Origin of the sequence: Roseomonas sp. HF4, from assembly GCF_005222755.1 — a bacterium.
GTDB lineage: Bacteria > Pseudomonadota > Alphaproteobacteria > Acetobacterales > Acetobacteraceae > Neoroseomonas.
The window spans coordinates 181,566-206,924 of sequence record NZ_STGD01000003.1 but is presented as its reverse complement, the minus strand read 5'-3'; the positions used below and the strand labels follow the sequence as shown (position 1 = coordinate 206,924).

General features: G+C 73.6%; 22 protein-coding genes and 1 pseudogene. 16 read left to right on the top strand and 7 right to left on the bottom strand.

Annotated elements, in window-relative coordinates; genetic code table 11:
• Nucleotides 1-55: 55 nt before the first annotated feature.
• The 4 genes from E8M80_RS06545 to flgE form a co-directional block, all read right to left on the bottom strand.
• On the bottom strand, nt 56-886 hold the full coding sequence (locus E8M80_RS06545) for a flagellin (protein WP_137124862.1): 831 nt from the start codon (nt 884-886) through the stop codon (nt 56-58).
• Between the two features lie 147 nt (nt 887-1,033).
• Entirely contained in the window at nt 1,034-2,095 is a 1,062-nt protein-coding gene (locus E8M80_RS06540) for a flagellin (protein ID WP_137124861.1), read from the bottom strand.
• A gap of 2 nt (nt 2,096-2,097) precedes the next feature.
• On the bottom strand, nt 2,098-3,627 hold the full coding sequence (locus E8M80_RS06535; RefSeq protein WP_137124860.1) for a FlgK family flagellar hook-associated protein: 1,530 nt from the start codon (nt 3,625-3,627) through the stop codon (nt 2,098-2,100).
• 26 nt (nt 3,628-3,653) lie between these two features.
• The gene (flgE, locus tag E8M80_RS06530; RefSeq protein WP_137124859.1) at nt 3,654-4,946 is read right to left on the bottom strand and encodes a flagellar hook protein FlgE; all 1,293 of its coding nucleotides are present in this window, start codon (nt 4,944-4,946) and stop codon (nt 3,654-3,656) included.
• Between the two features lie 230 nt (nt 4,947-5,176).
• Here flgE and E8M80_RS06525 point away from each other — a divergent pair, with 230 nt between their 5' ends.
• The 12 genes from E8M80_RS06525 to E8M80_RS06470 all read left to right on the top strand — a co-directional run bounded on the left by E8M80_RS06525 (nt 5,177) and on the right by E8M80_RS06470 (nt 18,141).
• Nucleotides 5,177-6,571 (top strand): flagellar hook-length control protein FliK, encoded by a 1,395-nt coding sequence (locus E8M80_RS06525; protein WP_170979231.1) that lies wholly within the window; start codon nt 5,177-5,179, stop codon nt 6,569-6,571.
• A 15-nt stretch (nt 6,572-6,586) separates the two neighbouring features.
• Nucleotides 6,587-7,255 carry a flagellar hook assembly protein FlgD gene (locus E8M80_RS06520; protein ID WP_137124857.1) on the top strand — a complete coding sequence of 223 codons (669 nt, stop codon included), beginning with the start codon at nt 6,587-6,589 and terminating at the stop codon, nt 7,253-7,255.
• Between the two features lie 158 nt (nt 7,256-7,413).
• Entirely contained in the window at nt 7,414-9,060 is a 1,647-nt protein-coding gene (gene fliF / locus E8M80_RS06515; protein WP_137124856.1) for a flagellar basal-body MS-ring/collar protein FliF, read from the top strand.
• A gap of 4 nt (nt 9,061-9,064) precedes the next feature.
• Nucleotides 9,065-10,063, top strand: coding sequence for a flagellar motor switch protein FliG (gene fliG / locus E8M80_RS06510; RefSeq protein ID WP_137124855.1), 999 nt, complete (start codon nt 9,065-9,067; stop codon nt 10,061-10,063).
• A gap of 1 nt (nt 10,064) precedes the next feature.
• Nucleotides 10,065-10,718, top strand: a complete 654-nt coding sequence (locus tag E8M80_RS06505; protein WP_137124854.1) for a hypothetical protein — start codon at nt 10,065-10,067, stop codon at nt 10,716-10,718.
• 3 nt (nt 10,719-10,721) lie between these two features.
• Entirely contained in the window at nt 10,722-11,045 is a 324-nt protein-coding gene (gene fliN, locus E8M80_RS06500; protein ID WP_137124853.1) for a flagellar motor switch protein FliN, read from the top strand.
• 1 nt (nt 11,046) lies between these two features.
• The gene (locus E8M80_RS06495; RefSeq protein ID WP_137124852.1) at nt 11,047-12,414 is read left to right on the top strand and encodes a sigma-54 dependent transcriptional regulator; all 1,368 of its coding nucleotides are present in this window, start codon (nt 11,047-11,049) and stop codon (nt 12,412-12,414) included.
• Nucleotides 12,415-12,417: 3 nt separating this feature from the next.
• Nucleotides 12,418-14,481 carry a flagellar biosynthesis protein FlhA gene (gene flhA, locus E8M80_RS06490; protein WP_137124851.1) on the top strand — a complete coding sequence of 688 codons (2,064 nt, stop codon included), beginning with the start codon at nt 12,418-12,420 and terminating at the stop codon, nt 14,479-14,481.
• 13 nt (nt 14,482-14,494) lie between these two features.
• Nucleotides 14,495-15,418 (top strand): hypothetical protein, encoded by a 924-nt coding sequence (locus E8M80_RS06485; RefSeq protein WP_170979230.1) that lies wholly within the window; start codon nt 14,495-14,497, stop codon nt 15,416-15,418.
• A complete protein-coding gene (locus E8M80_RS06480) occupies nt 15,418-16,185 on the top strand; it encodes an AAA family ATPase (protein ID WP_137124849.1) in 768 nt (255 codons plus the stop codon). The genes E8M80_RS06485 and E8M80_RS06480 overlap by 1 nt, the downstream gene beginning before the upstream one ends.
• Nucleotides 16,186-16,243: 58 nt before the next feature.
• Nucleotides 16,244-17,398 carry an OpgC family protein gene (locus E8M80_RS06475; protein ID WP_137124848.1) on the top strand — a complete coding sequence of 385 codons (1,155 nt, stop codon included), beginning with the start codon at nt 16,244-16,246 and terminating at the stop codon, nt 17,396-17,398.
• A complete protein-coding gene (locus E8M80_RS06470) occupies nt 17,395-18,141 on the top strand; it encodes a hypothetical protein (RefSeq protein WP_137124847.1) in 747 nt (248 codons plus the stop codon). The genes E8M80_RS06475 and E8M80_RS06470 overlap by 4 nt, the downstream gene beginning before the upstream one ends.
• Nucleotides 18,142-18,151: 10 nt before the next feature.
• Here E8M80_RS06470 and E8M80_RS06465 read toward each other — a convergent pair whose 3' ends face one another.
• On the bottom strand, nt 18,152-19,822 hold the full coding sequence (locus E8M80_RS06465) for a formate--tetrahydrofolate ligase (RefSeq protein WP_137124846.1): 1,671 nt from the start codon (nt 19,820-19,822) through the stop codon (nt 18,152-18,154).
• A 127-nt stretch (nt 19,823-19,949) separates the two neighbouring features.
• Here E8M80_RS06465 and E8M80_RS06460 point away from each other — a divergent pair, with 127 nt between their 5' ends.
• The gene (locus E8M80_RS06460) at nt 19,950-20,762 is read left to right on the top strand and encodes a MipA/OmpV family protein (RefSeq protein ID WP_137124845.1); all 813 of its coding nucleotides are present in this window, start codon (nt 19,950-19,952) and stop codon (nt 20,760-20,762) included.
• A gap of 39 nt (nt 20,763-20,801) precedes the next feature.
• A pseudogene (locus E8M80_RS26525) lies at nt 20,802-21,479 on the top strand (OmpW/AlkL family protein); the annotation flags it as partial.
• 165 nt (nt 21,480-21,644) lie between these two features.
• On the opposite strand, the gene E8M80_RS06450 reads toward E8M80_RS26525, so the two are convergent.
• A complete protein-coding gene (locus E8M80_RS06450) occupies nt 21,645-22,751 on the bottom strand; it encodes a 2-aminoethylphosphonate--pyruvate transaminase (RefSeq protein ID WP_137124844.1) in 1,107 nt (368 codons plus the stop codon).
• A gap of 22 nt (nt 22,752-22,773) precedes the next feature.
• Complete coding sequence (locus E8M80_RS06445) at nt 22,774-23,394, bottom strand: DUF1194 domain-containing protein (RefSeq protein ID WP_137124843.1); 621 nt, start codon at nt 23,392-23,394, stop codon at nt 22,774-22,776.
• An 81-nt stretch (nt 23,395-23,475) separates the two neighbouring features.
• On the opposite strand from E8M80_RS06445, the gene E8M80_RS06440 reads away from it, so the two are divergent.
• Together E8M80_RS06440 and E8M80_RS06435 are read left to right on the top strand one after the other, a co-directional pair.
• Nucleotides 23,476-24,441: a tripartite tricarboxylate transporter substrate binding protein gene (locus tag E8M80_RS06440; protein ID WP_137124842.1), complete on the top strand. Its 966-nt coding sequence runs from the start codon at nt 23,476-23,478 to the stop codon at nt 24,439-24,441.
• Nucleotides 24,438-25,298 (top strand): sulfurtransferase, encoded by an 861-nt coding sequence (locus E8M80_RS06435; protein ID WP_137124841.1) that lies wholly within the window; start codon nt 24,438-24,440, stop codon nt 25,296-25,298. The genes E8M80_RS06440 and E8M80_RS06435 overlap by 4 nt, the downstream gene beginning before the upstream one ends.
• Nucleotides 25,299-25,359: the final 61 nt, after the last annotated feature.

The following is a 25,359-nucleotide window of genomic DNA, read 5'->3' as shown; positions in this document are numbered from 1 at the left end:
ATGCAGGGGATGGCGCGGCGCCGGCCGGGGGAAGGCCGGCGCCGCGACCGGGAGATCAGCGGAAGAGGCTCAGCAGGGTCTGCGGGGCCTGGTTCGCGATGGACAGCGCCTGGGTGCCCAGCTGCTGGCGGATCTGCAGCGACTGCAGCCGCGCCGATTCCTTCGCGAGGTCGGCGTCGATCAGCGAGCCGAGGCCCGCTTCCAGCGCATCGGCCTTGTCCTTGTTGTAGGCGATCTGGTTGTCGAGGTAGCGGCTGTCGCTGCCGAAGGTGTTCAGCGCATTGCTGAGCGCCGTCTGGATCGTCTCGAAGTCGCCGCCGGAGCCGAGCGCCGCCTGCGCGCCGGCGGCGTCCGTCGGCGCCGCCGCGACGACCAGCGTGCCGGCGCCATCGACCGCCGTCAGCGTGTAGGTCGTGCCGGTCTCGTTGCGCGTTGTCGCGATGTCGCCGCCCTCGGGCGCCGTGGTCGAGAGCAGCGTACGGCCGTTGTAGGTGGCGTCGGTGATGAAGTTCTCGATCTGCGTGCGGAGCGCCGTGTACTGGCTCTCGTACTGCGCGCGCTGGTCGGCGTTCAGCGTGTCGTCGGCCAGGCGCACCAGCGTCTCGCGCACCTTGACCATGGTCTCGGAGACCTTGGTCAGGCCGGCCAGCGCGGTGTCCAGGATTCCCTTCGTGCCGCCCAGCTGCTCGTTCGCGGCATTGAGGCCCGCGACGTCGGCGCGCACCGACTGCGCGACGGCGAAGGCCGCGCCGTCGTCCTTGGCGTCGTTCACGCGGAAGCCGGTCGAGATCCGCTTCTGCGTCATGTTCAGCCCCTCATTCGTGCGATTGAGGGATTGCAGCGCCACCATGGCGCCGAGATTGGTGTTGACGGAATTGAGCGACATACGGGGTCTTCCCCTGGATCCGTTGGTCCCCGCGGTCCTGACCGGACCGGGAACCGGGTTGCGCGCCGCATCTTGCGGTGTCGCCGGCAGGATGCCCCGGCCGCGGTTAATCGAGCCTGAATGCGGGCCATGGGAACCGCGCCGTCGCTACAGGAAGCGCGTGAGCGTCAGGCCCGCGGCGATCGAGATCGCGCGGTAGGACGCCTCGAGCTGTGTCTGGGTCGCCTGCAGGCGGCTGATCGTCTCGGCCATGTCCACCTCCTCGATCCCCGCATGCTGGCCCGAGAGCGTGACCGTGACATCGGCGTGCCGGCGCGCGGTCGCCTCCAGTCGTTCCTCGGTCGCGCCCAGCGCGCCGCGCTCCACCCCGAGCGCGTCGAGCGCGCTTCGCATGCCGTCGCGCACGGTCGCGACCAGGTCCGTGAAGTCGGCGCCGAGCGCCGCCTGCGACGGGTCGAGCGCGGCCAGCGTGGCCAGCCCGCGCAGGATATCGCGCGACCAGGCCCCCGTCGTCTCCCCCGTGCTGGCCGCGGCGGCGTTGCGGTTGGCGAAAAGCCCGTAGGCGACGCGCTCCCCCTCGGCCGAAGGCACGGCACGGCGAGGTTCGGCAAGCCCCTGCGCCGGGTCCGAGACGAAGGCCGAGAACGGCGTGGTGCCCGCCGCATCCGACTGCGCGGCGGCGAGCGTCGCGGCCGCGACCGCCGCCGCATTGCCGCCTCCGAGCCCGGCCACCGCGGCGGCGATGTCGGCCGCCATGCCGCCGGCGGCGATGCCCTCGGCGTCCGGGATCGGCGGATTGGCGCTGTCGGTGCCGCCGAAGATGTATTCGCCCGCGTGGCGCTCGTTCATCAGGGTCGCGAATTCCGCCATGGCGGCGCGCGCCTCGGCCGCCACGGCCGCGATGCGCACGCCGCTCGTGCCGTCCAGGCGGATCGCCTCCTGGTAGAAGCGCGTCGCGATCGCCTCCATGCGGCCGAGCGTGTTCTGCGCCACCGAGGTATGCGCCAGCGCGCGGGAGATGGTGCCCTGCCAGGTGTCCCGGCGCCCGATCTCGGCGCGCAGGTCGACCGCGCGCCGCGCCTCGGGCGCGATGTCGCCATAGCGCGGCCCCTTCCGCCCGTCCGAGACCTGGCGCGTCAGCACGTCGAGCCTGGCGCGCAGCGCCGCCGCCCCCGCGTCGAGCCCGCCGATGCGACCGATCGTCGTCATCCTCAGCGCACCGAGGCCAGCAGCTGGTCCCACATCGCCTGCACGGTGCTCATCACGCGCGCATTGGCGGCATAGGCGTTCTGCAGCGTCACCATCGCGGCCATCTCCGTGTCGACGTCAACGCCCGAGCGCGCGGCGAAGCGCGCCTCGAGCCCCTGCATCAACGCGCGCGTGCCATCCAGCGCCGCGGCGGCCGCCGCGCGGTCGGCGGTGTGCGCCGCGGTCAGCAGACCGGCATAGCCCTCGAGCGTCGGCGGCGCGCCGAAGGGGGAGGACAGCGTCCCGTCCGGCCCGAGCCCGCCGGTCGGGATGGCGCCCCAGGCGACGCCCGGCTGCGCGTTCGCGCCGAAGGCGAAGTCGAGCACGCGGTCGAGCAGCGTCACGAACCCCGCCGGCCCGCCCGGCGGATTGGTCGTGAAGGCGGAAGGCCCGGCCGGATCCCCCGCCACATCGTGCGTGCCGTCGCGCAGCAGCGCGGGATTGGCGGCGACGGCGGCATTGACGCGGATCGTGCCGGCGAAGCCCACCATGGCGCCGCCGGCATAGGGCTGCGTGACGTCGGGCACCGCGCCCGCGGCATCGGTGAACAGCCGCAGCCCCTGCCCTTCGAGCCGTCCGGCGAGATGCGCGGCCGCGAGGTCGGCCTCGGCCTGGTAGCGCGGCAGCGTCTGGTCGCGCAGCGCCACGTATTCCGCGAGCCGCCCGCCCGCCAGTGCCTGCGTCACGTCCTGCCCGCCCAGCATGATGCCGGGGATGGTGCCGCCGGCGCCGTGGAAGGCGGTGGGCCCCAGGATGGCATCGGCGGTCGAGAAGGCATCACGCTTCGGGTCGAGCGGCAGCACCATGCCGCCGCGCGCGACCAGCACGAGCCCGCCATCCTCGCGCTTCAGCGCCCGCACCTCGAGGCTTTCCGACAGGCGCGCGATGGCGTTGTCACGCTTGTCCTCGAGCGCGGCGGCGCTGCCCGTGAGCGCCACCTGCTCGCGGATCTCGATGGTCAGCGCCGCGATCTCGCGCAGCGTCGCGTTGATGGCCGAGACCTCGGTGACGATGCCGTCCTGCGCCTGCTGGCGGGCCTTCACGATGGCGGCCGAAATCTCGTTCAGGCGCGTCGCCAGCGCGTCGGCCTGCATCACCAGGCCTGCCTGGCGGCCGGCCTCGGCGGGGTCGGCGCGCAGATCCTCGAAGCCGGTGTGCAGCGCCGCCGCCAGGTCGCCGAGGCCATCCCCGGCCTCGGGGCTGCCATGCGCCGCCTCGATGCCGCGGAGCAGCGCGAGCCGCGCCTCGGCCGCCGCGGCGGCGGCACGCCGCGCATTGATCTCGCCGACCAGGGCTTCGTCGACCTCGCGCGTCGGCGGCAGGCTGCGCACGCCGATGCCGGTGCCGTCGCCGGCATCGGCGCGGCCGGCGACGGTCTTCTTCGTGTGCCCCGGCGTCTCGGCGTTGGCGACATCGTTCGCCGCGGCGGCCAGCGCGCGCTGCGTGTGCGCGAGGCCCGAGCGGGCGCTGAGCAGCGCGGCATCGAGGGACATGGCTTCGCTCCCCTACCCGTCGTGCCTCAGCGGCGCATGTTGATCGTGTCCTGCAGCATCTCGTCCGATGCCGTTACGATCCGGGTGTTGGCGGTATAGGCGCGCTGCGCCACGATCAGCTTCGAGAACTCCGCCGCGATATCGACGTTGGACCGTTCGATCGAGCCTATGGACAGCCGCCCCGATCCGTTGGACGCCGGGTCGGAGGTGCGCGCCTCCCCGCTCTCCAGCGTGCGCATGAAGGCCTGGCCGTCGAGGCGCTGCAGCGCGTCGGGCGCGTTGAAGGTCGTGACCGGCACGCGGCCGATGACGCGCGACTGGCCGTTGTCGTAGTTGATGGCGACGTCGCCGTTCTCGCGGATGCCGAGCGAGGAATAGGCGCCGAGCGGCACCCCGTCCTGCGCGAGGTTGCGCACCGTGTATTCGTCCCCGGCGTATTGCGTCACGCCGCGCGCCGCGCCGAAGGCGCCGACGTCGAGCGTGATGGCCTGCGGGCCCTGGCCGAAATCCGCCGTGAAGGCGATGGTCGCGGGTTCGCCCGCCACGGCGGCCGAGCCGCTCAGCGTGCCGGACGCATTGGCGAAGTCGCCCACCGTGCCGTCGGCGACCGGCACCGGGGCCGCCTGGCCGAACAGCACGTCGATCGTACCGAGCGAACCGCCCGCGCCCGCCGCAGAGATGTCGAGCGTCCAGGTGTTCAGCGCCGCCGGCGTCCAGGTCAGCGTCATGGGCTGCAGCGCGCCGAGGGTGTCGTAGACATTGAATTGCGTCGAGACCGGCACGGTACCGGTTGCCGGCAGGTTGGCCGAGAGCTCGATCGAGCCGGTCGCGATCGGGTTGAACACCAGGTCGCTGACGCGGATCGGCTGGATGCGGGTGCGGTCGGGCTCGCCGGCCGCGTCCGCCGCCCAGCCCTGCAGGAAGTAGCCGGCGCCGTTGACCATGTAGCCGCTGCGGTCAAGCTGGAAGTCGCCGGCGCGGGTGAAGAACTGCCGTTCGTCGAAAGTCACCTGGCCGTTCGCCGAGCCCGTCGGCAACGCCACCGAGAAGAAGCCCTGCCCGGCGATGGCGAGGGCGAGCGGATTCTCCGACTGCTCGATCGTGCCCTGCACCGTGTTCGTGTAGTCGGGCCGCGCCACGACCGAGCCCGGCCGGTGCACCTGCAGGGTGCTGTCGGTCAGGTATGAGACGAAGTTCGTGTCGGTGCGCTTGAAGCCCGCCGTCTGGCTGTTGGCGACATTGTCCGAGACATGGCCGAGCGCGCGCGCCTGGGCGGTCAGGCCGCTGATGGCGGTGGTCATGGAACCGAACAGGGACATCGGGGTCTCCGGGATGGGCGGGCATGGACGGGGGTCCGCCGTCGACAGCGCAACCCCCGTGCCAGGGCCTGGCGGTCCCGGACCGGGCGCAGCCTGCCCAGGGGCGGCAGAAGCTTCCCCATGCCCGGCATGAAATGCCCGCACCTACGGCCCCGCGAATGGCGCGCGCCTTGCTGCCTGCCTCGGGCGCGGCCGGCAGCGACGGCCCGCAACAGAAGGGCCGCCTGCCAATGGACGCCATCGCCGCCACGCCGCCGGTGCCTGCCGCCACCGCCTTGCCCGAGGCCCCTGCCCTGGCGCCGGGGCAGGCCTTCGCCGCAGTGCTGGCGCGCGCCGCCACGCCCGGCCCGCTGGCCGGGGCGGCGGCCGCGCCGGGTCTCGCCACGCCGGGTCTCGCCATGCCGGAACCGGCCGCGACCGCCCTGCCCCCTCGAACACCGCCCATCGAACCGTCCGTGACCGACGCGGGCGACATCCCGGCGGTACCGCTGGCGATGCCGCAGGCGCTGCCCTCCGCCACCACAGGTGTCGCGGACCCCGTCGATGCCGCATCGCCTGGGCCCAAGGCCGCCCCGACCGCGGATTGGGCGGACGAGGATCCGCCGGCACGGCCAGACGCAGGACCCGGGCACGTGAAGCCCGACCCGCCGCCCCTGCCGCAGCCAGCCGACGTGACGGCGCCCTTGCCGCCCCAGGGCGTGCGCGGCCCGGGTGGCACGGAATCGTCGCAGACCTCGGACCCGGCGGGCGCGACTGGCCCCGACCAGCCCGCGCAACTCGCGCGGATCGATGCAGGGGTCGTCGCGCCGCCCGGGGCGCCACGACCCGCCGCCATGCCCCTTTCCGCTGGCGAGCCTGTCGAACGCCAGCGCGGCATCGGCGCCCGGCACGGACCCGCCGCGGCGGCGCGCGCACGGACCGCAGCGCCCCCCGGTGCCGGACCGCCCCCGGAGCCGGGACCCGGGCCGACCCTGGCCTGGCCCGCAGCCCCGGCCGCGCGGCCGACGCCCGTGGGCGACCCGCCGGTCGCAGCAGTCCCGAACCTCATCGCGGCCCCGCCGCCCGCCGAGCGCCGTGCGGTCGCCGCACCGGGCTCGGACAGCGCGACGGGAACGCCCGCCGCAGCCGCACCAGGCGCCACCCGACCGGACACCGGCGACGCCGCCGCGATGGCCGCGGCGGCGCCCCGCGGCCTCCCGCCCGCCGCGCCCGCGCGCCAGATCACGCCGGTGGTGGTCGCGATCGCCGTGGCGGGCGGCACCGCGCGGCTCAGCGTGACGCTCGAGCCGGCGGAACTCGGCCGCGTCGAGATCAGCGTCGAGGGCTCGGGCGCAGCCGCGCAGGTCCGGATCCTCGCCGAGCGACCGGAAACCCTTGCGCTGTTGCAGCGCGACCAGGCCGAGATCGAACGCAGCCTGACGCAGTCGGGCCTGGTGGCGGAGGGGCGTTCGCTCGCACTCGGCCTTGCCGGCCAGGGGCCGGGCTCGGGCTTCGGTCGCGACCGGCGCCGCGAGGGGACCGCCTCCGACGGCCGCGCGTCGCGCGGTGCCGCCGCCGGCCCGCCGGGCATCGCCGAGGCGCCGCCGCCACGCCGCGCGCTGTCGTTGCTCGACCTCGCCATCTGACACGGGAGACCCGTCATGTCCGGCTCGATCGCCGCCGCCACCGCCAGCGCCGCCTCCGCCGCCTCCGCCGCCTCCGGCAACACGCGGCTGGCCGGCGACTTCAACACCTTCCTGACGCTGCTCACGACGCAGTTGCAGAACCAGAGCCCGACCGATCCGCTCGACACCAACCAGCTGACAAACCAGCTCGTGCAGTTCGCCTCGGTCGAGCAGCAGATCGCGATGAACCAGAATCTCGGCCGGCTGATCTCGCTGCAGCAATCGGCGCAGCTGACCGCGGCCGCGCCGCTGATCGGCCGGCGCGCCGAGGTCGAGAGCGACCGGGTCACGCTCCAGGATGGTCGCGCCGAGGTCCGCCTGCCCGCGGCCGGCGCGGCGCGCACGGCCGAGATCGCGGTGCTCGATTCCGCCGGCCGGGTGCTCCGCCAGCAGGTCGCGTCGCTCGGCGCGGCGCCCTCGGGATGGACCTGGGACGGGCGGGATGCGACCGGGCGCAGCCTGCCCGACGGCGCCTACCGCGTGCAGGTCACGGGCCGCGGCGTGAACGGGGAAGCGGCGGCGCTGCCCTTCTCGGTCGCCGGGACCGTGACCGGCGCCGAACGGCAGGGGGATACGCTGCTGCTTTCGCTGGGCGCGCTCGGCGTCGGGTTCGACCGCCTGCGGCGGCTCCTCCCGGAATCCTGAATCCTGCGCGCGTGAGCGGTGCCGGGCGGCGCGGCACGCAGTGTTAACCGCGCCGAAACCTCAACCCGGCAAAGACTTCCTCCGTCAGCAGGGGGTGGCCTTCCGATGCGGCGCGGCGCGGCAGATGGGGCGTGGATGCGACGGGAGGCCATGCCGCGATGAGCGCCGTGCTCGAACAACTGCGGGCACTCGGCACCGTGCGGCTCGCGACGCTGGCTGGCGCGGCGATCGCGGTGCTCGGCCTGCTCGGATGGTTCGTGCTGCGGGCCGGGCAGCCGCCGATGGCGCTGCTGTACGCCGAGATGGACCCGCGCGACGCCGCGCAGGTCGTCGCGGCGCTGGAGGCGCAACGCGTGCCCCACCGGATCGAGGCCGGCGGGAGCCGCATCCTCGCACCCGAGGACCAGGTGCCGCGCCTGCGCCTCGTGCTGGCGCGGGAGGGCCTGCCGCGCGGCGGGTCGGTCGGCTACGAGATCTTCGACCGCTCCGAATCCCTGACGACGACGCCGTTCCAGCAGGACGTGAACCGGCTGCGCGCGCTGGAAGGCGAACTCGCGCGCTCGATCGGCAGCCTGGCCGGGGTGCGGACGGCGCGCGTGCATCTCGTGCTGCCGCGGCGGGAGGTCTTCTCGCGCGAGCGGGGGGAGGCGCAGGCCTCCGTCATGCTGACGATGCAGGGCGCGCAGCGGCTGGACCGTGAGGGCGTGCAGGCCGTGCTGCACCTGGTCGCGACGGCGGTCCCCGGGTTGCGGCCGCAGAACGTCTCGATCGTGGACAGCCGGGGGGCGCTGCTGGCGCGTGGCGGCCAGGCGCTGGCCGGACCGGCGGCCGCGCAGTCGCAGGAGGAGGTGCGCCGCGCGCAGGAACTGCGCATCGCCCGCGCGGTCGAGGAAATGCTGGAGCGCAGCCTCGGCCCCGGCCGCGTGCGCGCCGAGGCCACGGTCGAGATGGACTTCGACCGCGTGCAGACCACCGAGGAACGCTTCGACCCCGACAACCAGGTGCCGCGCAGCCAGCAGAGCGTGCAGGAGAGCAGCCGCGGCGCGGAGGCACAGCCGACCACCGTGCAGAACAACGTGCCGAACGCCGCGCCCGCGGGCGGCGGCGGCGCCGCCAGCCAGGAAAGCCGGCAGGAGGAGACGACGAACTTCGAGATCGGGCGCACCACGCGCAACACGGTGCGGGAGCATCCGGTGATGCGCCGCCAGTCGGTCGCGGTCCTTGTGGATGGCGTGTGGGAGCCGCAGCCGAGCGGCCCCGCCGCCTTCCGCGACCGCACGCCCGAGGAACTGCAGCGGATCTTGGCGCTGGTGCGCAGCGCCGTCGGCTTCAACGAGCAGCGCGGCGACGCGGTCGAGATCGTCTCGATGCGCTTCGCCGACCCGCCGGAGGCGCTGGGCGCAGCACCGGGCATGTTCGACCTCGCCTTCAGCAGCACCACCATCGCGCGGCTGATCGAGAGCGCGATCTTCGCCCTGGTGGCGCTGCTCGCGATCCTGCTGGTGGGCAAGCCCGCGGTCGGGCGGATCGTCGCCACCCTCGCGCCCCCGGCGACGGCGATCGCGGCGGGCGGCGGCGCGGCGGCGGTCGCGGGCGGCGCGAGCACGGCGGCGGCCCTGCCCGGCGATGCGGCGGATGCCCGCGCCCTCGAAGCAGCGCAGCGCGAGGACACGATGATCAGCATCGGCACGATCGAGGGCCAGATGCGCGCCTCCTCCATCAGCCGGATGCAGGAGCTCGTGGAGCAGCACCCCGAGGAAACGCTCAACGTCATGCGGCGCTGGATGACGCCGGAAGGAGCCTGAGCCCATGCCCGCGACGCTCAGCGGCGCCCAGAAAGCCGCGACCTTTATGCTCGCGATCGGCGAGGAACACGCCTCCCGCCTGTTCGCGAAGATGCATGAGGACGAGATCCGTGACCTCTCGGCCGCCATGGCCGGGCTCGGCTCCGTGCCTGCCAAGGTAGTGGAGGAGCTGTGCCAGGAATTCGCGGAGAACCTCGGCCGTACCGGCAGTCTCGTCGGATCCTGGGAAACGACGGAGCGGATGCTGCTGAAGACGCTGCCGCGGGAACGCGTCGCCCTCATCATGGACGAGATCCGCGGCCCCGCCGGCCGGACGATGTGGGACAAGCTCGGCAACGTGAACGAGGCGGTGCTCGCGAACTACCTCAAGAACGAATACCCGCAGACCGTGGCCGTCGTGCTGTCCAAGGTGAAGCCGGACCACGCGGCGCGCGTCCTCTCGCTGCTGCCCGAAGGCTTCGCGATGGAGGTCGTGATGCGCATGCTCCGCATGGAGACCGTGCAGAAAGAGGCGTTGGACGGCGTCGAGAAGACGCTGAAGGCCGAGTTCATGTCGAACCTGGCGCGCGCGCAGCGGCGCGACGCGCACGAGATGATGGCCGAGATCTTCAACAACCTCGACCGCCAGTCGGAAACCCGCATCCTGGCGGCGCTCGAGGAACGCAACCGCGACGCGGCCGAGCGCATCCGCGGCCTCATGTTCACCTTCGACGACCTCGCGCGCCTCGACAGCGCGGGGGTGCAGGTGCTGATGCGCGCGGCGCCCAAGGAACAGCTCGTCCTGGCGCTGAAGGGCGCATCCGAGGCGCTGCGCGACATGTTCATCAAGAACATGAGCGAGCGCGCGGCGAAGATGCTGAAGGAGGACCTGGCCAATCTCGGCCCGGTCAAGCTGCGCGACGTCGACGAGGCGCAGGCCGCGATCGTGCTGATGGCGAAGGACCTGGCCGCGCAGGGCCAGATCCAGATGCAGGACGGCCGCGAGGACGAGATGGTGTACTGACATGTCCGACGCCTTCACCCCGGCCGCGCGCACCGCCCGGGCGGCGGATTTCGCGCCCACCTTCCTGATCGCCGCGCTCGACGCCGCGCGGCGCGAGGCCGCCGCCGCCGCCACTACCCCACCGCCACCGCCCGACCCCGAACCGGTCGAGGCAATGCTCGAGGAGGCACGCCTCGCGGGGTGGGAGGAAGGACGCGCCGCCGGCCTGGCCGAGGCCGCGCGGAGCCGCGAGGCACGGGCTGCCGAGGCCGCGTCCGTCGCGGCAGCGGCGCTGGCGGATGGGCGCGGCGCAGCGGCGGAAATCTCGGCCGAGGCCGCGGCGCGGCTCGCGCGCGTGGCGCTCGCCTTGCTCGATGCGGCGCTGCCCGGCCTTGCCGCGGCCCATGGCGCGGCGCTGGTGGCGGAATTCGCGCGGCGTCTGGCGCCCATGCTCGACGCATCGCCGGAGGCACGGATCCTCGTGGCGCCCGGCCTCGCGGCCGAGGTGCGGGCACTGCTCGGTGGCGCCGGCACCACGGTCGCCGAGGATGCCGCGCTGGCGCCCGGCGATGCGCGCGCGGAATGGCGCGCCGGCGGTGCCGCGCTCGACCTCGCCGCGCGACGGCGGGAAATCCGGCGCGTGCTGCAGGCCGCGGGTCTCGGGGAGGAGGAATAGCAGATGTCCGGCAGCGACGGTTTCGAACCCCTCTCGGCCGCGTCGGAGGAAGCGAAGCAGGCCACGGCCGCTCCGGCGCGCGAGCTGGAGGCGGTCTACGATATCCCCGTCCAGGTCAGCGCGGTGCTCGGCCGCGCGACGATGCAGGTGTCGCAGCTGCTCAAGCTCGGTCGGGGCGCTGTGGTCGAGCTCGACCGGAAGCTCGGCGAGGCGGTCGATATCTACGTCAACAACCGTCTCGTGGCACGCGGCGAGGTCGTAATGGTGGACGACAACCGCCTCGGCGTGACCATGACCGAGATCGTGAAGTCGGAACGGGGCGTCTGAGATGCCGCGCCTCCTGATCATCGGCTCGCTCGCGGCGGAACTCGGGGCCGCGGCGCGCATCGCCGCGGCGCGCGGTGCGCGGCTCGTGACCGCCGAGGGGGTCGCCGCCGGACTCGAGCGGTTGCGCGCGGCGGGCGCCGACCTCGTGCTCTGCGACGTGGTGCACGATGTCGGCTGGTTGGTCGCGCAACTCGCCGAGGAACGGATCGCCTGCCCCGTCGTCGCCTGCGGCAGGCCGGACGACGCCGACGCCGCGGTCCGCGCCATCCGCGCCGGTGCGAAGGACTTCCTGCCCCTGCCGCCCGACGCGGACCTCATCGCGGCTATGCTGCAGGCGGTCGCCGCCGACCCGGACCGGCCGGTGGTGCAGGACCCGGCCATGACGGCGCTGCTGGCCCGCGCCGAACAGGTGGCGCGCGCCGAGGCCTCGGTGCTGATCGCGGGCGAAAGCGGCACGGGCAAGGAGGTGCTGGCCCGCCACATCCATGCCGCGTCCCGCCGCGCGCGCGGGCCCTTCGTGGCGCTGAACTGCGCCGCGCTGCCGGAGGCACTGCTCGAATCCGAATTGTTCGGCCACGAGAAGGGCGCCTTCACCGGCGCCGTCGCCGCGCGCCGCGGCAAGTTCGAGCAGGCCGAGGGCGGCACGCTGCTGCTGGACGAGATCGGCGAGATGGACCCGCGCCTGCAGGCCAAGATCCTGCGCGCCATCCAGGAACGCGAGATCGACCGCCTGGGCGGCACGGCGCCGGTCCGGATCGATGTCCGCATCCTCGCGGCCACGCATCGCGATCTCGGCCAGGAAGTGGCGCAGGGGCGGTTCCGGGAGGACCTGTTCTTCCGCCTGGCCGTGGTGCGGCTGCGCATCCCCGCGCTGCGCGAGAGGCGGGGCGACATCCTGCCGCTCGCTCGGCACTTCGCGCAGCGCTACGCCCGTGCCAACGGGCTGCCGGACCGCGCCCTCTCCCCTGCCGCGGAGGCGCTGCTGCTCGCGCATCGCTGGCCCGGCAATGTCCGCGAACTGGAGAACACGCTCCACCGCGCCGTGCTGCTGGCCGAGGGCCACGCCATCGGGCCCGAGGCGATCGACCTGCTCGAGGCGATGCCTGCTGCGGCCGATCCCGCGCCGGCCGCCGCACCCGCGCCGAAGCCGCCCGCCGTCACCGCGCTGGTCGGCCGGCGCGTCGAGGAGGTCGAGCGCGACCTCATCATCGAGACGCTGTCGCATTGCCTCGGCAACCGGACGCGCGCGGCCGAGATGCTCGGCATCTCGATCCGCACGCTGCGCAACAAGCTGCACGAATACCGCGCGGCCGGCGTGCCGGTGCCGCCCGTTCCCGGCCAGCCCCCCTACGGCCTGCCGGCGGGATAGCAGGTGGGGGACATCGCCCTTCCCGCCTGGCTGCGCCGGGCCGTGCCCGGCAACGACGTGGCGCTCGCGCTCGGCGTCGTCGCCCTGCTGGTCGTGCTGGTGGTGCCGCTGCCGACCGCGCTGCTCGATGCGGCGCTCGCCGCCTCCATCACGCTGTCGGTTCTGGTGCTGATGACGGCGCTGTTCCTGCGCCGGCCGCTCGACTTCACCTCCTTCCCGACGCTGCTGCTGCTGACGACGCTGCTCCGCCTCGCGCTCAACGTCGCGACCACGCGCATCATCCTGACCGACGGCGCGCAGGGGCCGCAGGCGGCGGGCCAGGTGGTCTCGGCCTTCGGCGGCTTCCTGATGGGCGGCGATGTCGTCGTGGGCCTGATCGTCTTCGCCATCCTGCTGGTGGTGAACTTCATGGTCATCACCAAGGGATCAGGCCGCATCGCGGAAGTCGCCGCGCGCTTCAGCCTCGACGCCCTGCCGGGCAAGCAGATGGCGATCGACGCCGACCTCTCGGCCGGGCTGATCGAGGAGAACGAGGCGCGCCGCCGCCGCCGCGACCTGGAGGAGGAGACCGGCTTCTACGGCGCCATGGACGGTGCGGCGAAATTCGTCCGCGGCGATGCGATCGCGGGGCTGATCATCACTGCCATCAACCTCCTGGGCGGCATGGCGATCGGCGTCGCGCGGCACGGCATGGGGTTCGGCGACGCCGCGCAGACCTTCTCGCTGCTGACGGTGGGCGACGGGCTGGTCAGCCAGATTCCGGCGCTGCTGGTCTCGGTCGCGGCCGGCATCGTCGTCACCAAGGGCAGTACCGAGGGCAGGGCGGACGAGGTTCTGGTCGAGCAACTGGGCGGCAACCCGAAGCCGCTCGCGATCGTCGCGGGCAGCGCGGTGGTGCTCGGGTTGCTGCCGGGGATGCCGCTGCTGCCGTTCCTGACGCTGGCCGGTGCGGCCGGGACGGGTGCGCTCGCGCTGCAGCGGCGCGACGCCGCCGGGGCGGGCGCCGAGGCCGCCCTGCCCGCCACCGTCGCCGAGCCACCCATCGCCGAGACGCTGCGCATCGACCTGCTGCGGCTCGAACTCGGCTACGGGCTGCTCTCCCTCGCGGCCGGGGAGGCGCCGCGCCTGACGGAACAGATCAAGGGCCTGCGCCGGTCCATCGCGCAGGAGATGGGCTTCGTGCTGCCCTCCGTCCGCATCCAGGACAACCTCGCCCTCGCACCGGACACCTACGCGATCCGGGTGAAGGAGATCGAGGCCGGGCGTGGCCAGCTGCGCCCGCCGCTGCTGCTCGCGATCGACCCCGCCGGCGCCGTGCCGGACCTTCCGGGGGAGCGCTGCCTCGAGCCATCCTTCGGCCTGCCCGCCCTCTGGATCGAGGAGGCGCGGCGGGAGGAGGCGCTGGCGCGCGGCTGCACCGTGGTCGATGCCGCCGGCGTCGTCGCGACCCACCTGACGGAACTGGTGCGGGAGCACATGGCCGAGCTGCTCTCCTTCGCCGAGACGCAGAAGCTGCTCGACGAACTGCCGGCCGAGCACCGCAAGCTGGTGGCCGACCTGGTGCCGGCGCAGATCGGCGTGGGCGGCATCCAGCGGGTGCTGCAGGCGCTGCTGGCCGAGCGCGTGTCGATCCGCGACCTGCCGACCATCCTGGAAGGCATCCAGGAGGCCGCGGCGGCCAATGCGCGGACGGTGCCCGCGATCCTCGCCATCGTGCGCACGCGGCTCGCGCGGCAATTGTCGGACGCGGCGCGCGGGCCGGCCGGCTACGTGCCGATGGTGACGCTCTCGGCGGACTGGGAAGTGGCCTTCACCGAGGCGCTGGTCGGCCCGCCCGAGGAACGCCAGCTCGCCATGGCGCCGTCGCGCCTCGGGGAGTTCATGCAGCGGGTGCGGGAGGTGTTCGACGCCGCGAACGGCGCGGGGGAGCAGCCGGCGCTGGTCTGCTCGGGCCCGATCCGCCCGCATGTGCGCGCCATCGTGGAACGCTTCCGCCCCGCGACCGCCGTGCTCGCGCATACCGAGATCCACCCGCGCGCGCGGATCCGCACCGTGGGCTCGGTCTGATGGGCGGCGCCCCATGCGCCTGAAGGTCTTCCGCGCCGCGCGCATGGCCGAGGCGATGGCAATGCTGCGCGCGGAGCTCGGAGCCGAGGCCGTCATCCTCGGCACGCGGCGCGTTGCCCAGGGCGTCGAGGTGACGGCGGCGCTGGAGGCCGAGGAACCCTTCCTGATCCCGCCGATGCCGGCGGCGGCGCCCGTGCCGGAGGCCCCCGCTGGGCCGCTCGGCTTTCACAACCTGCCGGCCGCGCTCGCGATCGCGCTCGGCGGCGGGCCGCTCGAGCAGGCGCTGGCCGGGCGGCTCGGCTTCGCGCCCTTGCCCGAGGCGCGGGACCGTCCCGTCATGCTGGTGGGCCCGCCCGGCGCGGGAAAGACGCTCACCTGCGCCAAGATCGCGGCGCGGATGGTGCTGGCGGGCACGCAGCCGGTCATCGTCACGACGGACGGCCAGCGCGCCGGCGCGGCGGCGCAGCTCGCGGCCTTCACGGGCGTGCTCGGGCTGACGCTGGCCGTCGCGCAATCCGCCGCCGCGCTCGGCAAGGCGCTGGCGCGGCGCATGCGCGGCCAGCCCGTTCTCGTGGACACCGCCGGCTGCGATCCGTTCGACGCGCCGCAGGCGGTGGCGCTGCGCGGCCTCGCCGCCGCGGCCGGGGCGGAGCTCGTGCTCGTGCTGCCGGCCGGGCTCGACGCCGCCGAGGCCGCCGACCTCGCGCGCGCCTTCGCGCTGATCGGCGCGCGCCACCTGGTGCCGACGCGCCTCGATTCCGCGCGTCGCCTCGGCGCCGTGCTCGCCGCCGCCGAGGCCGGGCCGCTGCTGCTGACCGAGGCCGGCATCGGCCCCGAGGTGGTGGACGGGCTCGAACCGCTTTCCCCCGCGCGGCTCGCCGCGCGGCTCGCCGCCGCACCCCGCCGCGGCGCGACCCCGCCCCTGGAGGCCGCCTGATGACGCCCACCGCCGCCGCCGCGGCCCCCGCGCCCGGGCGCATCCTGGCCGTCGCCTCGGGCAAGGGAGGGGTGGGCAAGACCTGGTTCGCCATCACCCTCGCGCAGGCCTTCGCGCGGCGGGGGCTGCGCACGCTGCTGGTCGATGCCGACCTCGGGCTCGCGAACGTGGATGTGCAACTCGGCATCCAGCCGGCGCGCGACCTCTCGGCCGTCATCGCCGGCGCGCTGGCGCCGGAGGACGCCGCGATCCCCTGCCCCGCCGCCGGCTTCGACATCCTGGCCGGGCGGTCGGGCTCGGGCGCGCTGGCGGCGCTGGACGGGGCGGCGCTCGGCGCCGTGCTGGCCGCGATCGCCCGGGCGTCGACGCGCTGGGACCGCGTCGTGGTCGACCTCGGCGCCGGGCTGGAGGCGCCGCAACGCCGCATCGCGGCCGCTGCCGACACGCTGCTGGTCGTCGCGACCGAGGAACCGACCAGCCTGACCGACGCCTATGCGGTGCTGAAGCTGCACGGGCAGGACCGGCCGGGCGGCGATGCGCGTATCGTCGTGAACCTCGCGACCGATGCGGCGGCCGGGGCGCGCACCCACGGCGCGCTCGCGCGCGCGGCCGAGACCTTCCTCCGGCGCCGCATCCCGCTGGCCGGCGTCGTGCGGCGCGACCCAAAGGTGCGCGACGCGATCCGCCACCAGGCGCCGCTGCTGACGCGCCACCCCGACAGCGTCGCAGGGCGGGAGGTGGAGGCGATCGCGCGCGGCCTCGGCTGACCACCGGAACGCGCATCGCGCTTGCGCCCCTGCGCCGGCGGGCGGATCGTCCCGGGCGATGATGCAGTTCGTCAGGCTCGACCGGGACCTCCGGGTGGATTTCTTCCGCGGCCTCGCGCTGTGGGCGATCTTCGTCAACCACATGCCGGGCAACTGGCTCGGCAACGTCACCACCAGGAACTACACGCTCTCGGACGCGAGCGAGGGCTTCGTCTTCCTCGCGGGTTTTGCGGCCGCGCTCGCCTTCGGCATGGTGCTCGACCGGCAGGGCTGGTTCTTCGCGGCGTCGCGCGTGATGGGCCGCGTCTTCACGCTCTATGTCGCGCACATCTTCCTGTTCGTCGTCTTCACGGCGCAGGTCGGCTTCTCGGCCGCCACGCTCGACAGCGCGGTCTACCTCGACGAGATGCACCTCGACCCCTTCGCGCAGGAACCCTACCGCGCGATGCTCGAGGCGCTGCTGCTGCGCTACCAGCCTTCGTTCCTCGACATCCTGCCGCTCTACATCGTGCTGCTCACGATGTTCGCGATCGCCATGCCGCTGCTGCGCCGGATGCGGCTGCTGCTCGGCCTGTCGCTTGGCGCCTGGCTGGCGGTGCGGCTGCTCGACTGGAACCTGCCCGCCTGGCCGGACCGCGAATGGATGTTCAATCCGCTGGCCTGGCAGGCGCTGTTCTTCGCGGGCTGCGCGCTGGGCTACCGCCCCCCGGGGGCAGAGCCCTTCGTGGTGCCCTTCCGGCGCTGGCTCGCGGCGCTCTGCGCCGTGCTGCTGCTGGCCACGGCGGTGGCGGTGCTGCTCGCCACCTTCCGGCCCGACTACGTGAACGACCGCTTCCCGGCCTGGGCAGGCGCCTTCCTCGCCGGGATCGACAAGAACGGGCTGCACCCGATGCGCTTCGCCTCCATGCTGGCGATCGCCTACCTCGTCGCCTATGGAATCCCGCGCGGGGCGCGATGGCTCGCCAGCCGCCCGGCGGCGCCGCTGGTGCTGCTGGGCCAGCAATCCCTGCCTGTCTTTTGCGCAGGCATCTTCCTCTCCTTCCTCGGACGTGTTGCCATCGAGTTCTCGGACCACTGGCCGATGCAGGCCGCGGTCAATCTGGCAGGGCTCGGAGCCATGGTGGCGGTGGGGCTGGTGACGGCCTGGTATGGGGCGGAGAAGCGGGGCACGCGGCGTCCGGCGTCAGCCGCCCCGCAGGGGTCCACGACATGACCGGACCGCGCCGCCTGCTCGCCGCACTCGCCCTGCTGGGCGTCCTCGCCCCCGCATCCGCGCGCGCCGAAGCGCCCGCCTGCGGGGCGCCCTCCGACCTGCTCGAGGCGCCGGTGCTGCCCTCCGTCGCATCCGGGGTCGGCACCGGACGGCTGCACATTCTGGCCGTCGGCTCGGCCTCCATCACCAGCCCGGGCGTCAGCGGCGCCGAGGCGACCTGGAGCGCGCGGCTGCGCGCCATCATCGATAGCCGGCGCCCCGGCCTCGACATCCGGGTCATGGTGCGCGGGGGACGCGGCCAGACCGCGGCCGACCAGTGGGCCACGATCGAGGCCGCCCTGCGCGAGGGCCGGCCGGACCTCGTGATCTGGCAGGCAGGGGCGACCGAGGCTGTCCGGGGCCTGCCGGTCGACGAACTCGAGGATACGCTGACCGAGGGGCTGCGGCGCCTGCACGCGCGCGGCATCGACGTGGTCGTGATGGACCTTCAGTTCAGCCGCTTCCTGCGCGCCAATGCGGACATCGAGCCCTACAGGCGGGCACTCAGGATTTCGGCCGCGGCCGGGGAGGCGGCGCTCTTCCCGCGCTACGCGCTCATGCATGCCTGGGCGGATGCCGGCACGGTCGACCTCGAGAGGACACCGCGCGCCGACCGCACCCGGGCGGTGGACCGGCTGAACGACTGCCTCGCGCAGGCCATGGCGGATTTCCTGCGCAGCGGGTCGCGCGCGGCCCGACGATAGCGGCGCGGCCTCAGAACAGCCCGTCGATCCGCCCCTCGGCGTCGAGCCTGATGCTCTCGGCCGCCGGGCGCCGCGGCAGGCCGGGCATGGTCATGATCTCCCCGCAGACCGCGACGACGAAGCCGGCCCCGGCCGACAGCCGCACCTCCCGCACCGGCAGCACGTGGCCGGTCGGTGCGCCCAGCGCCGTCGGGTCGGCGCTGAAGGAATACTGCGTCTTGGCGATGCAGACGGGCAGGTCGCGGAAGCCCTCCTCCTCGAAGCGCCTGAGCTTCGCCGCGACCGGCGGCGGGATGGCGACGGCGGCGGCGCGGTAGACCTCGCGCGCGATCGTCTCGATCTTGCCGGCGAGCGAGACGTGCTCGTTGTAGAGCGGCGCGAAGGCGGCCTTGCCGCCATCGATCATCCCCTTCACCGCGCGGGCGAGGTCGGTCGCGCCCCGCGCGCCGTCGCCCCAATGGGTGCAGAGGATCGCCTCGGTGCCCAGCGCGCGCATCGCCTCCTGCACCGCCGCGACCTCGGCATCCGTGTCCGAGTTGAAGCGGTTGAGGCCGACCACGACGGGAATGCCGAACTTGCCGACATTCTCGACATGGCGGGCGAGGTTCACAACGCCGCGCTTCACGGCCGTCACGTCCTCCCGCCCCAGATCCGCCTTCGCCACGCCGCCATGCATCTTGAGCGCGCGGACGGTCGCGACGACCACGCAGGCCGCGGGCGCCAGCCCAGCCTGGCGGCACTTGATGTCGAGGAACTTCTCGGCGCCGAGGTCGGCGCCGAACCCCGCCTCCGTCACGACCACGTCGGCGAGCTTCAGGCCGAGCCTGGTCGCCATCACGCTGTTGCAGCCATGGGCGATGTTGGCGAAGGGCCCGCCATGGACGAGGGCGGGCGAGCCCTCGATGGTCTGCACCAGGTTCGGCGCGAAGGCGTCGCGCAACAGCACCGCCAGGGCGCCGTCGGCCTTGAGGTCCGCGGCCGTGACCGCCTTCCCCTCCCGCGTCTGGCCGACGATCATGCGCCCGAGGCGCGCCTGGAGGTCGGGCAGGTCGCGCGCCAGGCAGAACACCGCCATGACCTCGGAGGCGACGGTGATGTCGAAGCCGTCCTCGCGCGGGAAGCCGTTGGCGACGCCGCCGAGCGAGGAGACGACCGAGCGCAGCGCGCGGTCGTTCATGTCCAGCGCCCGGCGCCACGAGACGCGCCGCGCATCGAGCCCGAGCCCGTTGCCCCAGTAGAGGTGGTTGTCGACCATCGTCGCGAGCAGGTTGTTCGCGCTGGTGATGGCGTGGAAGTCGCCGGTGAAGTGGAGGTTGATGTCCTCCATCGGCAGCACCTGCGCATAGCCGCCGCCCGTCGCGCCCCCCTTCACGCCGAAGCAGGGGCCGAGGGAGGGCTCGCGCAGCGCGATCATGGTCTTCACGCCGATGGCGTTGAGCGCATCGCCGAGGCCGACCGTGGTGGTGGTCTTGCCTTCCCCCGCCGGGGTCGGGTTGATGCCGGTGACGAGAACGAGCGCGCCGTCAGGCCGGTCCTGGACCGAGCCGATGAAGTCGAGCCCGACCTTGGCCTTGAACTTGCCGTAGGGCTCGAGCGCGTCATCGGGGATGCCGGCCTTCTCCGCGATCTCGCGGATCGGCTTCAACGTCGCGGCGCGCGCGATCTCGAGGTCGGTCGGCATGGCGCGGCGTCTCCTACCTTGGCCCAGCGTCCGCGCGCTTATCGGTATGCGCTTGAAAGGTAAAGCGCCGGCCGCAACATAGGGCCCGCACAGCCGGAACGCCGGCGAAACCGAGGATCGCGCCGCCATGAGGCACCTTCTACGCGGCGCCGCCGCTCTTCTTGCCCTCATCGGCACAATGCCGGCGCTGGCGCAGACCGGCCTCGCGCCGCAGGCCGCTCCGGCGCTGGGCGCGCCGGGTGGCGACCAGTGGCGCTTCGGCATCGGCGCCGGCGCGCTCCTGACGCCCGACTACCTGGGCTCGAACGACTTCATGGTACGCCCGCTGCTCTCGCCGGATATCCGCGGCCCCAACGACGTGGTCTTCCTCTCGTTCCGCGACGGCCTCGGCGCGACCCTGTACCGGGACGGCCCCTTCTCGACGGGCGTGGTGCTGCGCCCGCGCTTCGGCCGCGACCAGGACGACAACCCAGCGCTGCGTGGCATGGGCGACATCCGGCTCTCGGGCGAAGGCGGCGGCTTCGTCTCCTACTCGGACGGCACCTGGCTGGCGCGCGGCGAGGTCCGCTACGGCTTCGGCGGCTATTCGGGCGTGGTGGCGGATGCGCGGCTTGACCGCGTGTGGCGCGTGCATCCGCGGGTGATCCTCTCGGCCGGACCGCGCCTTTCCTGGGGCGGGTCGGGCTTCGCCGAGACCTTCTTCGGGGTGGATGAGGGCCAGGCCCGGCGCAGCGGCTACCGACCCTTCCGGCCGAGCGACTACTGGTTCGCCGCCGCCGCGGCGGGGGCCACCTGGGTACTCGACGAGCGCTGGGCCTTGATCGCCTTCGGCGAGGTCGGGCAGATCTTCGGACAGGCCGCGGACAGCCCGCTGATCGACCGCGGCAGCGCGACACAGGCGGTGCTGGGCGTGACGATGGCCTATCGCTTCTGGCCCTGACGATCGTCGCCGTGGCGCGGCGGCCACATCGGCCGCGGGATGCGCCATGGTCGCGTCGCACCAAGGATGGCAGACCACCGCCGCCCTACGCGGGGTTCGCCGGGACAGCCCGGGGACCCTTCGTCCACGATACGCAAGACTCTTCTGCTCGCGACCGTCGCCGACCTGTCCGCAGGGCCGGCCCTTGCGCAGTCATCCGGGCGGCGCGGCAAGCAGGCCGGCGAGGTCGTGATCGGCGCCTCGGTGATCGGCGTGCTGCCGATGGAAAGCGGCTCGGTGGACCTGATCGGCGGCACGCCGCGCGCCTCCGACGCCTGGACCGGGCAGCTCGACTTCACCTACTTCGTCACGCCGAATTTCGCGCTGAACCTGATCGCTGCGACGTCGCGGCACGACATCGAGGTGCGCGGCAGCGCGCTCGGCGACGTCGACTTCGGCAGGGTCTGGGCCCTGCCGCCGACGCTCACCTTCCAGTACCACCCGCTGCCGGCCGAGCGCTTCAGCCCCTACATCGGCGCCGGCGTGAACTGGACGATGTTCTACGGCGAGGGCGGCACGCGCACCCCCGGCGTTCTCGACGTCGACGTGCGCAACGCCTTCGGCGTCGCGCTCAATGTCGGCCTCGACATCGAGCTCGCGCCGAACTGGCTGATGAACATCGACGTGAAGAAGCTGTTCCTGCGCCCCGACGTCGCGGTCGACACGGCGCTCGGGCGGGTCAACGCGACGGCCGACCTCGACCCGTGGATCGTCGGCGTCGGCGTGCGCTACCGGTTCTGGCGCCGAAGGGGCGGCGCCTCCTCCTCCGACGCCCCCTCCACCCCCCGGCGTCACGCGAGGCCTGCCTCCCGGTGGGCCTCGTCGCGCCATGGGCGGCGGGGTTCAGGCGGCGCGGGGCAGCAGTTCGGCCAGCGTCTCGCCGATCGCGCCGACGGCATGGCGCATGTCGTCGGGCGTCAGCGCGCCGATCGCGCCGATCCGCATGGTGGGCGCGGTGGTGTTCCAGAAATTGCTGATCAGCACGCCGCGGCGCTTCAGCGCCTCGACGAAGGCCATCAGGTCGAAGCGCGGATCGGCCGGCTGGTGGATCGTCACGATCACCGGCCCCTGGTGCTGCCGCTCCAGGTAGGGACGCAGCCCGAGCGCCGCGCAGCCGTCGTACAGCGCATCGGCATTGGCCCGGTAGCGCGCGAGCCGCGCCGCCTGCCCGCCTTCCGCGTCATAGAGGTCGAGCGCGACGTCGAAGGCCGCGATCGCCTGCACCGGCGGCGTGAAGCGGATCGAGCCCCAGCCCGACCGCCGCGCATGGGCCAGCACGTCGGTAAGGTCGAGCGACCAGGACCCGGCATTCCCGGCGCAGGCCTCGGCCCGGTCGATCCGCGCCACCGCGAAGCCGATCCCCGGCATGCCTTCCAGGCACTTGCCGGAGGTGAAGACCAGCGCGTCGCATTCGGGGTGCGCGTCCATCCGGAAGGGCAGCACGCCGAAGGCCGAGACGGCGTCGAGGATCATCCGCCGCCCGAGCGCGCGCACCGCGGCGCCGATGCCCGGGGCGTCGTTGACGATGCCACTGCCGGTCTCGTTGAAGACCATCGCAACCGTGCCGATGGACGGGTCGGCCTCCAGCGTCGGCAGGATGTCGGCGGCCGTCGCGCCGCGCGTGTCGGGCAGCTCGATCGTCACGACGTCCCGCCCGGCCTCCCGCGCCAGGCGCGCCATGCGCGTCGCGTAGGCGCCGTTCATCGGGATCAGCACCCTGCCGCCCGGGGGGACGAAGGTGCGGAGCGCCGCCTCGGTCACGAAATGGCCGGCGCCCTGGATCGGCAGGGTCGCGTGGACGCCGGGCGTGCCGCCGGCCACACCCACGATCCGTTCCCGTATGCGGGCATAGACGGCCTGGAAGTCGCGGTCCCAGGGGGCGATGTCCTGGGCCATGGCGGCGCGGACCTCCGGTCGGGTCTGCACGGGGCCGGGGATGAGGAGGAGCATGGATCGCCCTCTGCCAGAGCCGTCAGGCGATGAGAAGCCCCGCGATCTCGCGCGCCAGCTTTTCCCGGATGGCGTCCGCGAAGGCGCCGTAGTCGGGCGTGGGCATGACGAAGGCGCCGGGGCCGCCGATCACCTCCGCGCGATAATGCTCCATCAGGTCGGGTTCCTCGTTCAGCACGGCCAGCGCGTTGATCGTGATGCCGGCGGCGACGCCGATGTCGCGCACCGGTGCGGGCGGGCGCCCCTGGTTGTGCCGGCCGTCGCCCGAGACGTCCATCACGAGGCGCGTCGCATCCGCCGGGCAGGTGGCGAGCAACGCGAGCGCGGCCGCCATACCCTCACCCAGCGCCGTTGCGCCGGCCGGCACGAGGCGTGGCGCGTTCTCGACCCGGTCCGCGAAGACGGCGGCGGCGCCAGGCCCGTCGAGCCGTGCCCAGGGCACCACGACCGCCTGCGCCCGCACGCCCGACCACAGCAGCATCGCCGCCGCCGTCGCGCCACGCGGCCCGGCGGCCAGCGCCGCGCCGATCCCGGCATCCCGGAAGGCCGCCGCATAGCCGCCCAGCATCAGCCCGAATTCGTCGAAGTCGACCGAGGAGGAGGCATCGACGGCAAGGCAGAGGGCGAGGTCGACCGGTTCCATCGCCCGAGCGTCGCATGCGGAAGGGCTGGACGCAGCAGGCCGGCGGTGCATCCTTTCCGGATCGGAACGGGAGATGGTTCGATGCTTCGACGCGACCTCATCGCCGGCGCCGGCGCGCTGACGCTGGCCAGGCCAGCCTTCGCCCAGGCGGGGTTCCCCGCGCGGACCATCCGCATGGTCGTGCCCTACCCGCCCGGCGGCGCGACCGACGCCATGTCCCGCCTGGCAGCGCAGAAGATCCAGGAGAAGCTGGGCGCGACCGTGGTGGTCGAGAACCGCTCCGGCGCCAACGGCACGGTCGGCGCCAATGCTGTGCTGCAGGCGGGGCCGGATGGCTACACCATCCTTGGCTCGGCCTCGATCCACGTGATGGCGCGCCATGTCATGCGCACGGTGCCCTACGATCCGGTGACGCAGTTCGTGCCGTTGGCGCGCACCGCGCGCGGGCCGCTGGTGCTGGTGATGGCACCGCAGAAGACGCAGCGGACGATCCCCGAGATCGTCGCGGCCGCCAAGGCCGAACCCGCGCGCTGGTCCTTCGCCACCTCCTCCCTCGGCGCCGCCGGGCACCTCGCGACCATCGAGTTCAACCGCGTGACAGGTGCCAACATCGAGATCGTGGGCTACCGCGGCACGGCGCCGGCGCTGACCGACGTCGCGGCCGGCAATGCCCACCTGATGCTCGACCCGGTACTCGCGACGCTGCCCATGGTGCGCGGCGGCCAGGTGCGCGGCGTCGGCATCGCGACCGCGGCGCGCACGCCGCTCGCGCCCGACCTGCCCACCATGGCCGAGGCCGGCCTGCCGGGCTTCGAGTTCTATTCCTGGTACGGCATCTGGGCGCCGCGCGGCGTGCCTGCCGAGATCGTCGCCCGCTACAATTCCGCGCTGGCCGAAGGGATGCGCGAGCCCGCCGTGGTCGAGCGCCTGACCGGCCTCGGCTTCGAGCCGGTGGCCGAGAGCGTGGCGGAGGTCGAGCGCTTCATCGCGGCCGATGTCGCGCGCAACGCCGAATTGCTGCGCAGCGCGAACTTCCAGCCGGAATGAGCCTGACCGTCGCGCCCGCGGCACTGGCGGCGGAACGGGGCGCCGCCGACCTCGTGATCCTGGACGGCAGCGTCTTCCAGCGCCCGTCGCCGGACCTGACGACGATGCTGCAGGACAGCGCGCGGGCGTCGTTCGAGAAGGGTCGCATCCCTGGGTCAGTGCATCTCGATGCGCTGGACTGGCTCTGGGACCGGGCGAAGCCCTTCCGCTTCGCCCTGCCGGAGCCGGATGCCGCGGCGGCCGCCTTCGCCGCGCATGGCGTGGGCGAAGGGAGCCGCGTGGTGCTCTACGACCGCGTCGGCGGCAACTGGGCGGCGCGCACCTTCTGGACGCTGCGCTGGCTCGGCTTCGATGCGGTGCGGGTGCTGGAAGGCGGCTTCGCGGCCTGGAAGGCGGCCGGGCTGCCGGTCGAAACAGGTCCGCCGCCGGCGCCCGTGCCGGCGGCGCAGCCCTTCGTGCCGAAGCCGCGCGCCGCGTCCATCGCGGGCCGCGACGAGGTGCTGGCCGCGATCGGACGCCCGGACACGGCAGTGGTGAACGCGCTCTCTGCCGAACAGCACGCCGGGACGGGTGGCCTGACGTATCATAGGCCGGGGCGGATCGCCGGCAGCCGCAACCTGCCGGCGGCGCGGCTGGCCGATGCGACGCTGCCGGGCGCGGCGGTGGCGGCGCTGGCGGCCGAGGCCGGCATCGCGCCGGGGCAGCGCGTCATCGCCTATTGCGGCGGCGGCATCGCGGCCTCGAACCTCGCCTTCAACCTGCTGCGCGCGGGGTGGGCGGACCTCGCGGTCTATGACGGCAGCCTCGACGAATGGGGCCGCGACCCGGCCCTGCCGATGGAGTCCGGGCCGGGCTGATTGCGCTGCGTCAAGATGTGCGCGCCGCGCGGCGGGTATGTGACGCTTCCAAGACGGAGGA

Bases quoted from the DNA above. Each gene is read 5' to 3' on its own strand.
- E8M80_RS06545 (WP_137124862.1), bottom strand. From the start codon at position 886: ATGTCGCTCAATTCCGTCAACACCAATCTCGGCGCCATGGTGGCGCTG.
- E8M80_RS06540 (WP_137124861.1), bottom strand. From the start codon at position 2,095: ATGACGACGATCGGTCGCATCGGCGGGCTCGACGCGGGGGCGGCGGCG.
- E8M80_RS06535 (WP_137124860.1), bottom strand. From the start codon at position 3,627: ATGTCCCTCGATGCCGCGCTGCTCAGCGCCCGCTCGGGCCTCGCGCAC.
- flgE (WP_137124859.1), bottom strand. From the start codon at position 4,946: ATGTCCCTGTTCGGTTCCATGACCACCGCCATCAGCGGCCTGACCGCC.
- E8M80_RS06525 (WP_170979231.1), top strand. From the start codon at position 5,177: ATGGACGCCATCGCCGCCACGCCGCCGGTGCCTGCCGCCACCGCCTTG.
- E8M80_RS06520 (WP_137124857.1), top strand. From the start codon at position 6,587: ATGTCCGGCTCGATCGCCGCCGCCACCGCCAGCGCCGCCTCCGCCGCC.
- fliF (WP_137124856.1), top strand. From the start codon at position 7,414: ATGAGCGCCGTGCTCGAACAACTGCGGGCACTCGGCACCGTGCGGCTC.
- fliG (WP_137124855.1), top strand. From the start codon at position 9,065: ATGCCCGCGACGCTCAGCGGCGCCCAGAAAGCCGCGACCTTTATGCTC.
- E8M80_RS06505 (WP_137124854.1), top strand. From the start codon at position 10,065: ATGTCCGACGCCTTCACCCCGGCCGCGCGCACCGCCCGGGCGGCGGAT.
- fliN (WP_137124853.1), top strand. From the start codon at position 10,722: ATGTCCGGCAGCGACGGTTTCGAACCCCTCTCGGCCGCGTCGGAGGAA.
- E8M80_RS06495 (WP_137124852.1), top strand. From the start codon at position 11,047: ATGCCGCGCCTCCTGATCATCGGCTCGCTCGCGGCGGAACTCGGGGCC.
- E8M80_RS06485 (WP_170979230.1), top strand. From the start codon at position 14,495: ATGCGCCTGAAGGTCTTCCGCGCCGCGCGCATGGCCGAGGCGATGGCA.
- E8M80_RS06480 (WP_137124849.1), top strand. From the start codon at position 15,418: ATGACGCCCACCGCCGCCGCCGCGGCCCCCGCGCCCGGGCGCATCCTG.
- E8M80_RS06475 (WP_137124848.1), top strand. From the start codon at position 16,244: ATGATGCAGTTCGTCAGGCTCGACCGGGACCTCCGGGTGGATTTCTTC.
- E8M80_RS06470 (WP_137124847.1), top strand. From the start codon at position 17,395: ATGACCGGACCGCGCCGCCTGCTCGCCGCACTCGCCCTGCTGGGCGTC.
- E8M80_RS06465 (WP_137124846.1), bottom strand. From the start codon at position 19,822: ATGCCGACCGACCTCGAGATCGCGCGCGCCGCGACGTTGAAGCCGATC.
- E8M80_RS06460 (WP_137124845.1), top strand. From the start codon at position 19,950: ATGAGGCACCTTCTACGCGGCGCCGCCGCTCTTCTTGCCCTCATCGGC.
- E8M80_RS06450 (WP_137124844.1), bottom strand. From the start codon at position 22,751: ATGCTCCTCCTCATCCCCGGCCCCGTGCAGACCCGACCGGAGGTCCGC.
- E8M80_RS06445 (WP_137124843.1), bottom strand. From the start codon at position 23,394: ATGGAACCGGTCGACCTCGCCCTCTGCCTTGCCGTCGATGCCTCCTCC.
- E8M80_RS06440 (WP_137124842.1), top strand. From the start codon at position 23,476: ATGCTTCGACGCGACCTCATCGCCGGCGCCGGCGCGCTGACGCTGGCC.
- E8M80_RS06435 (WP_137124841.1), top strand. From the start codon at position 24,438: ATGAGCCTGACCGTCGCGCCCGCGGCACTGGCGGCGGAACGGGGCGCC.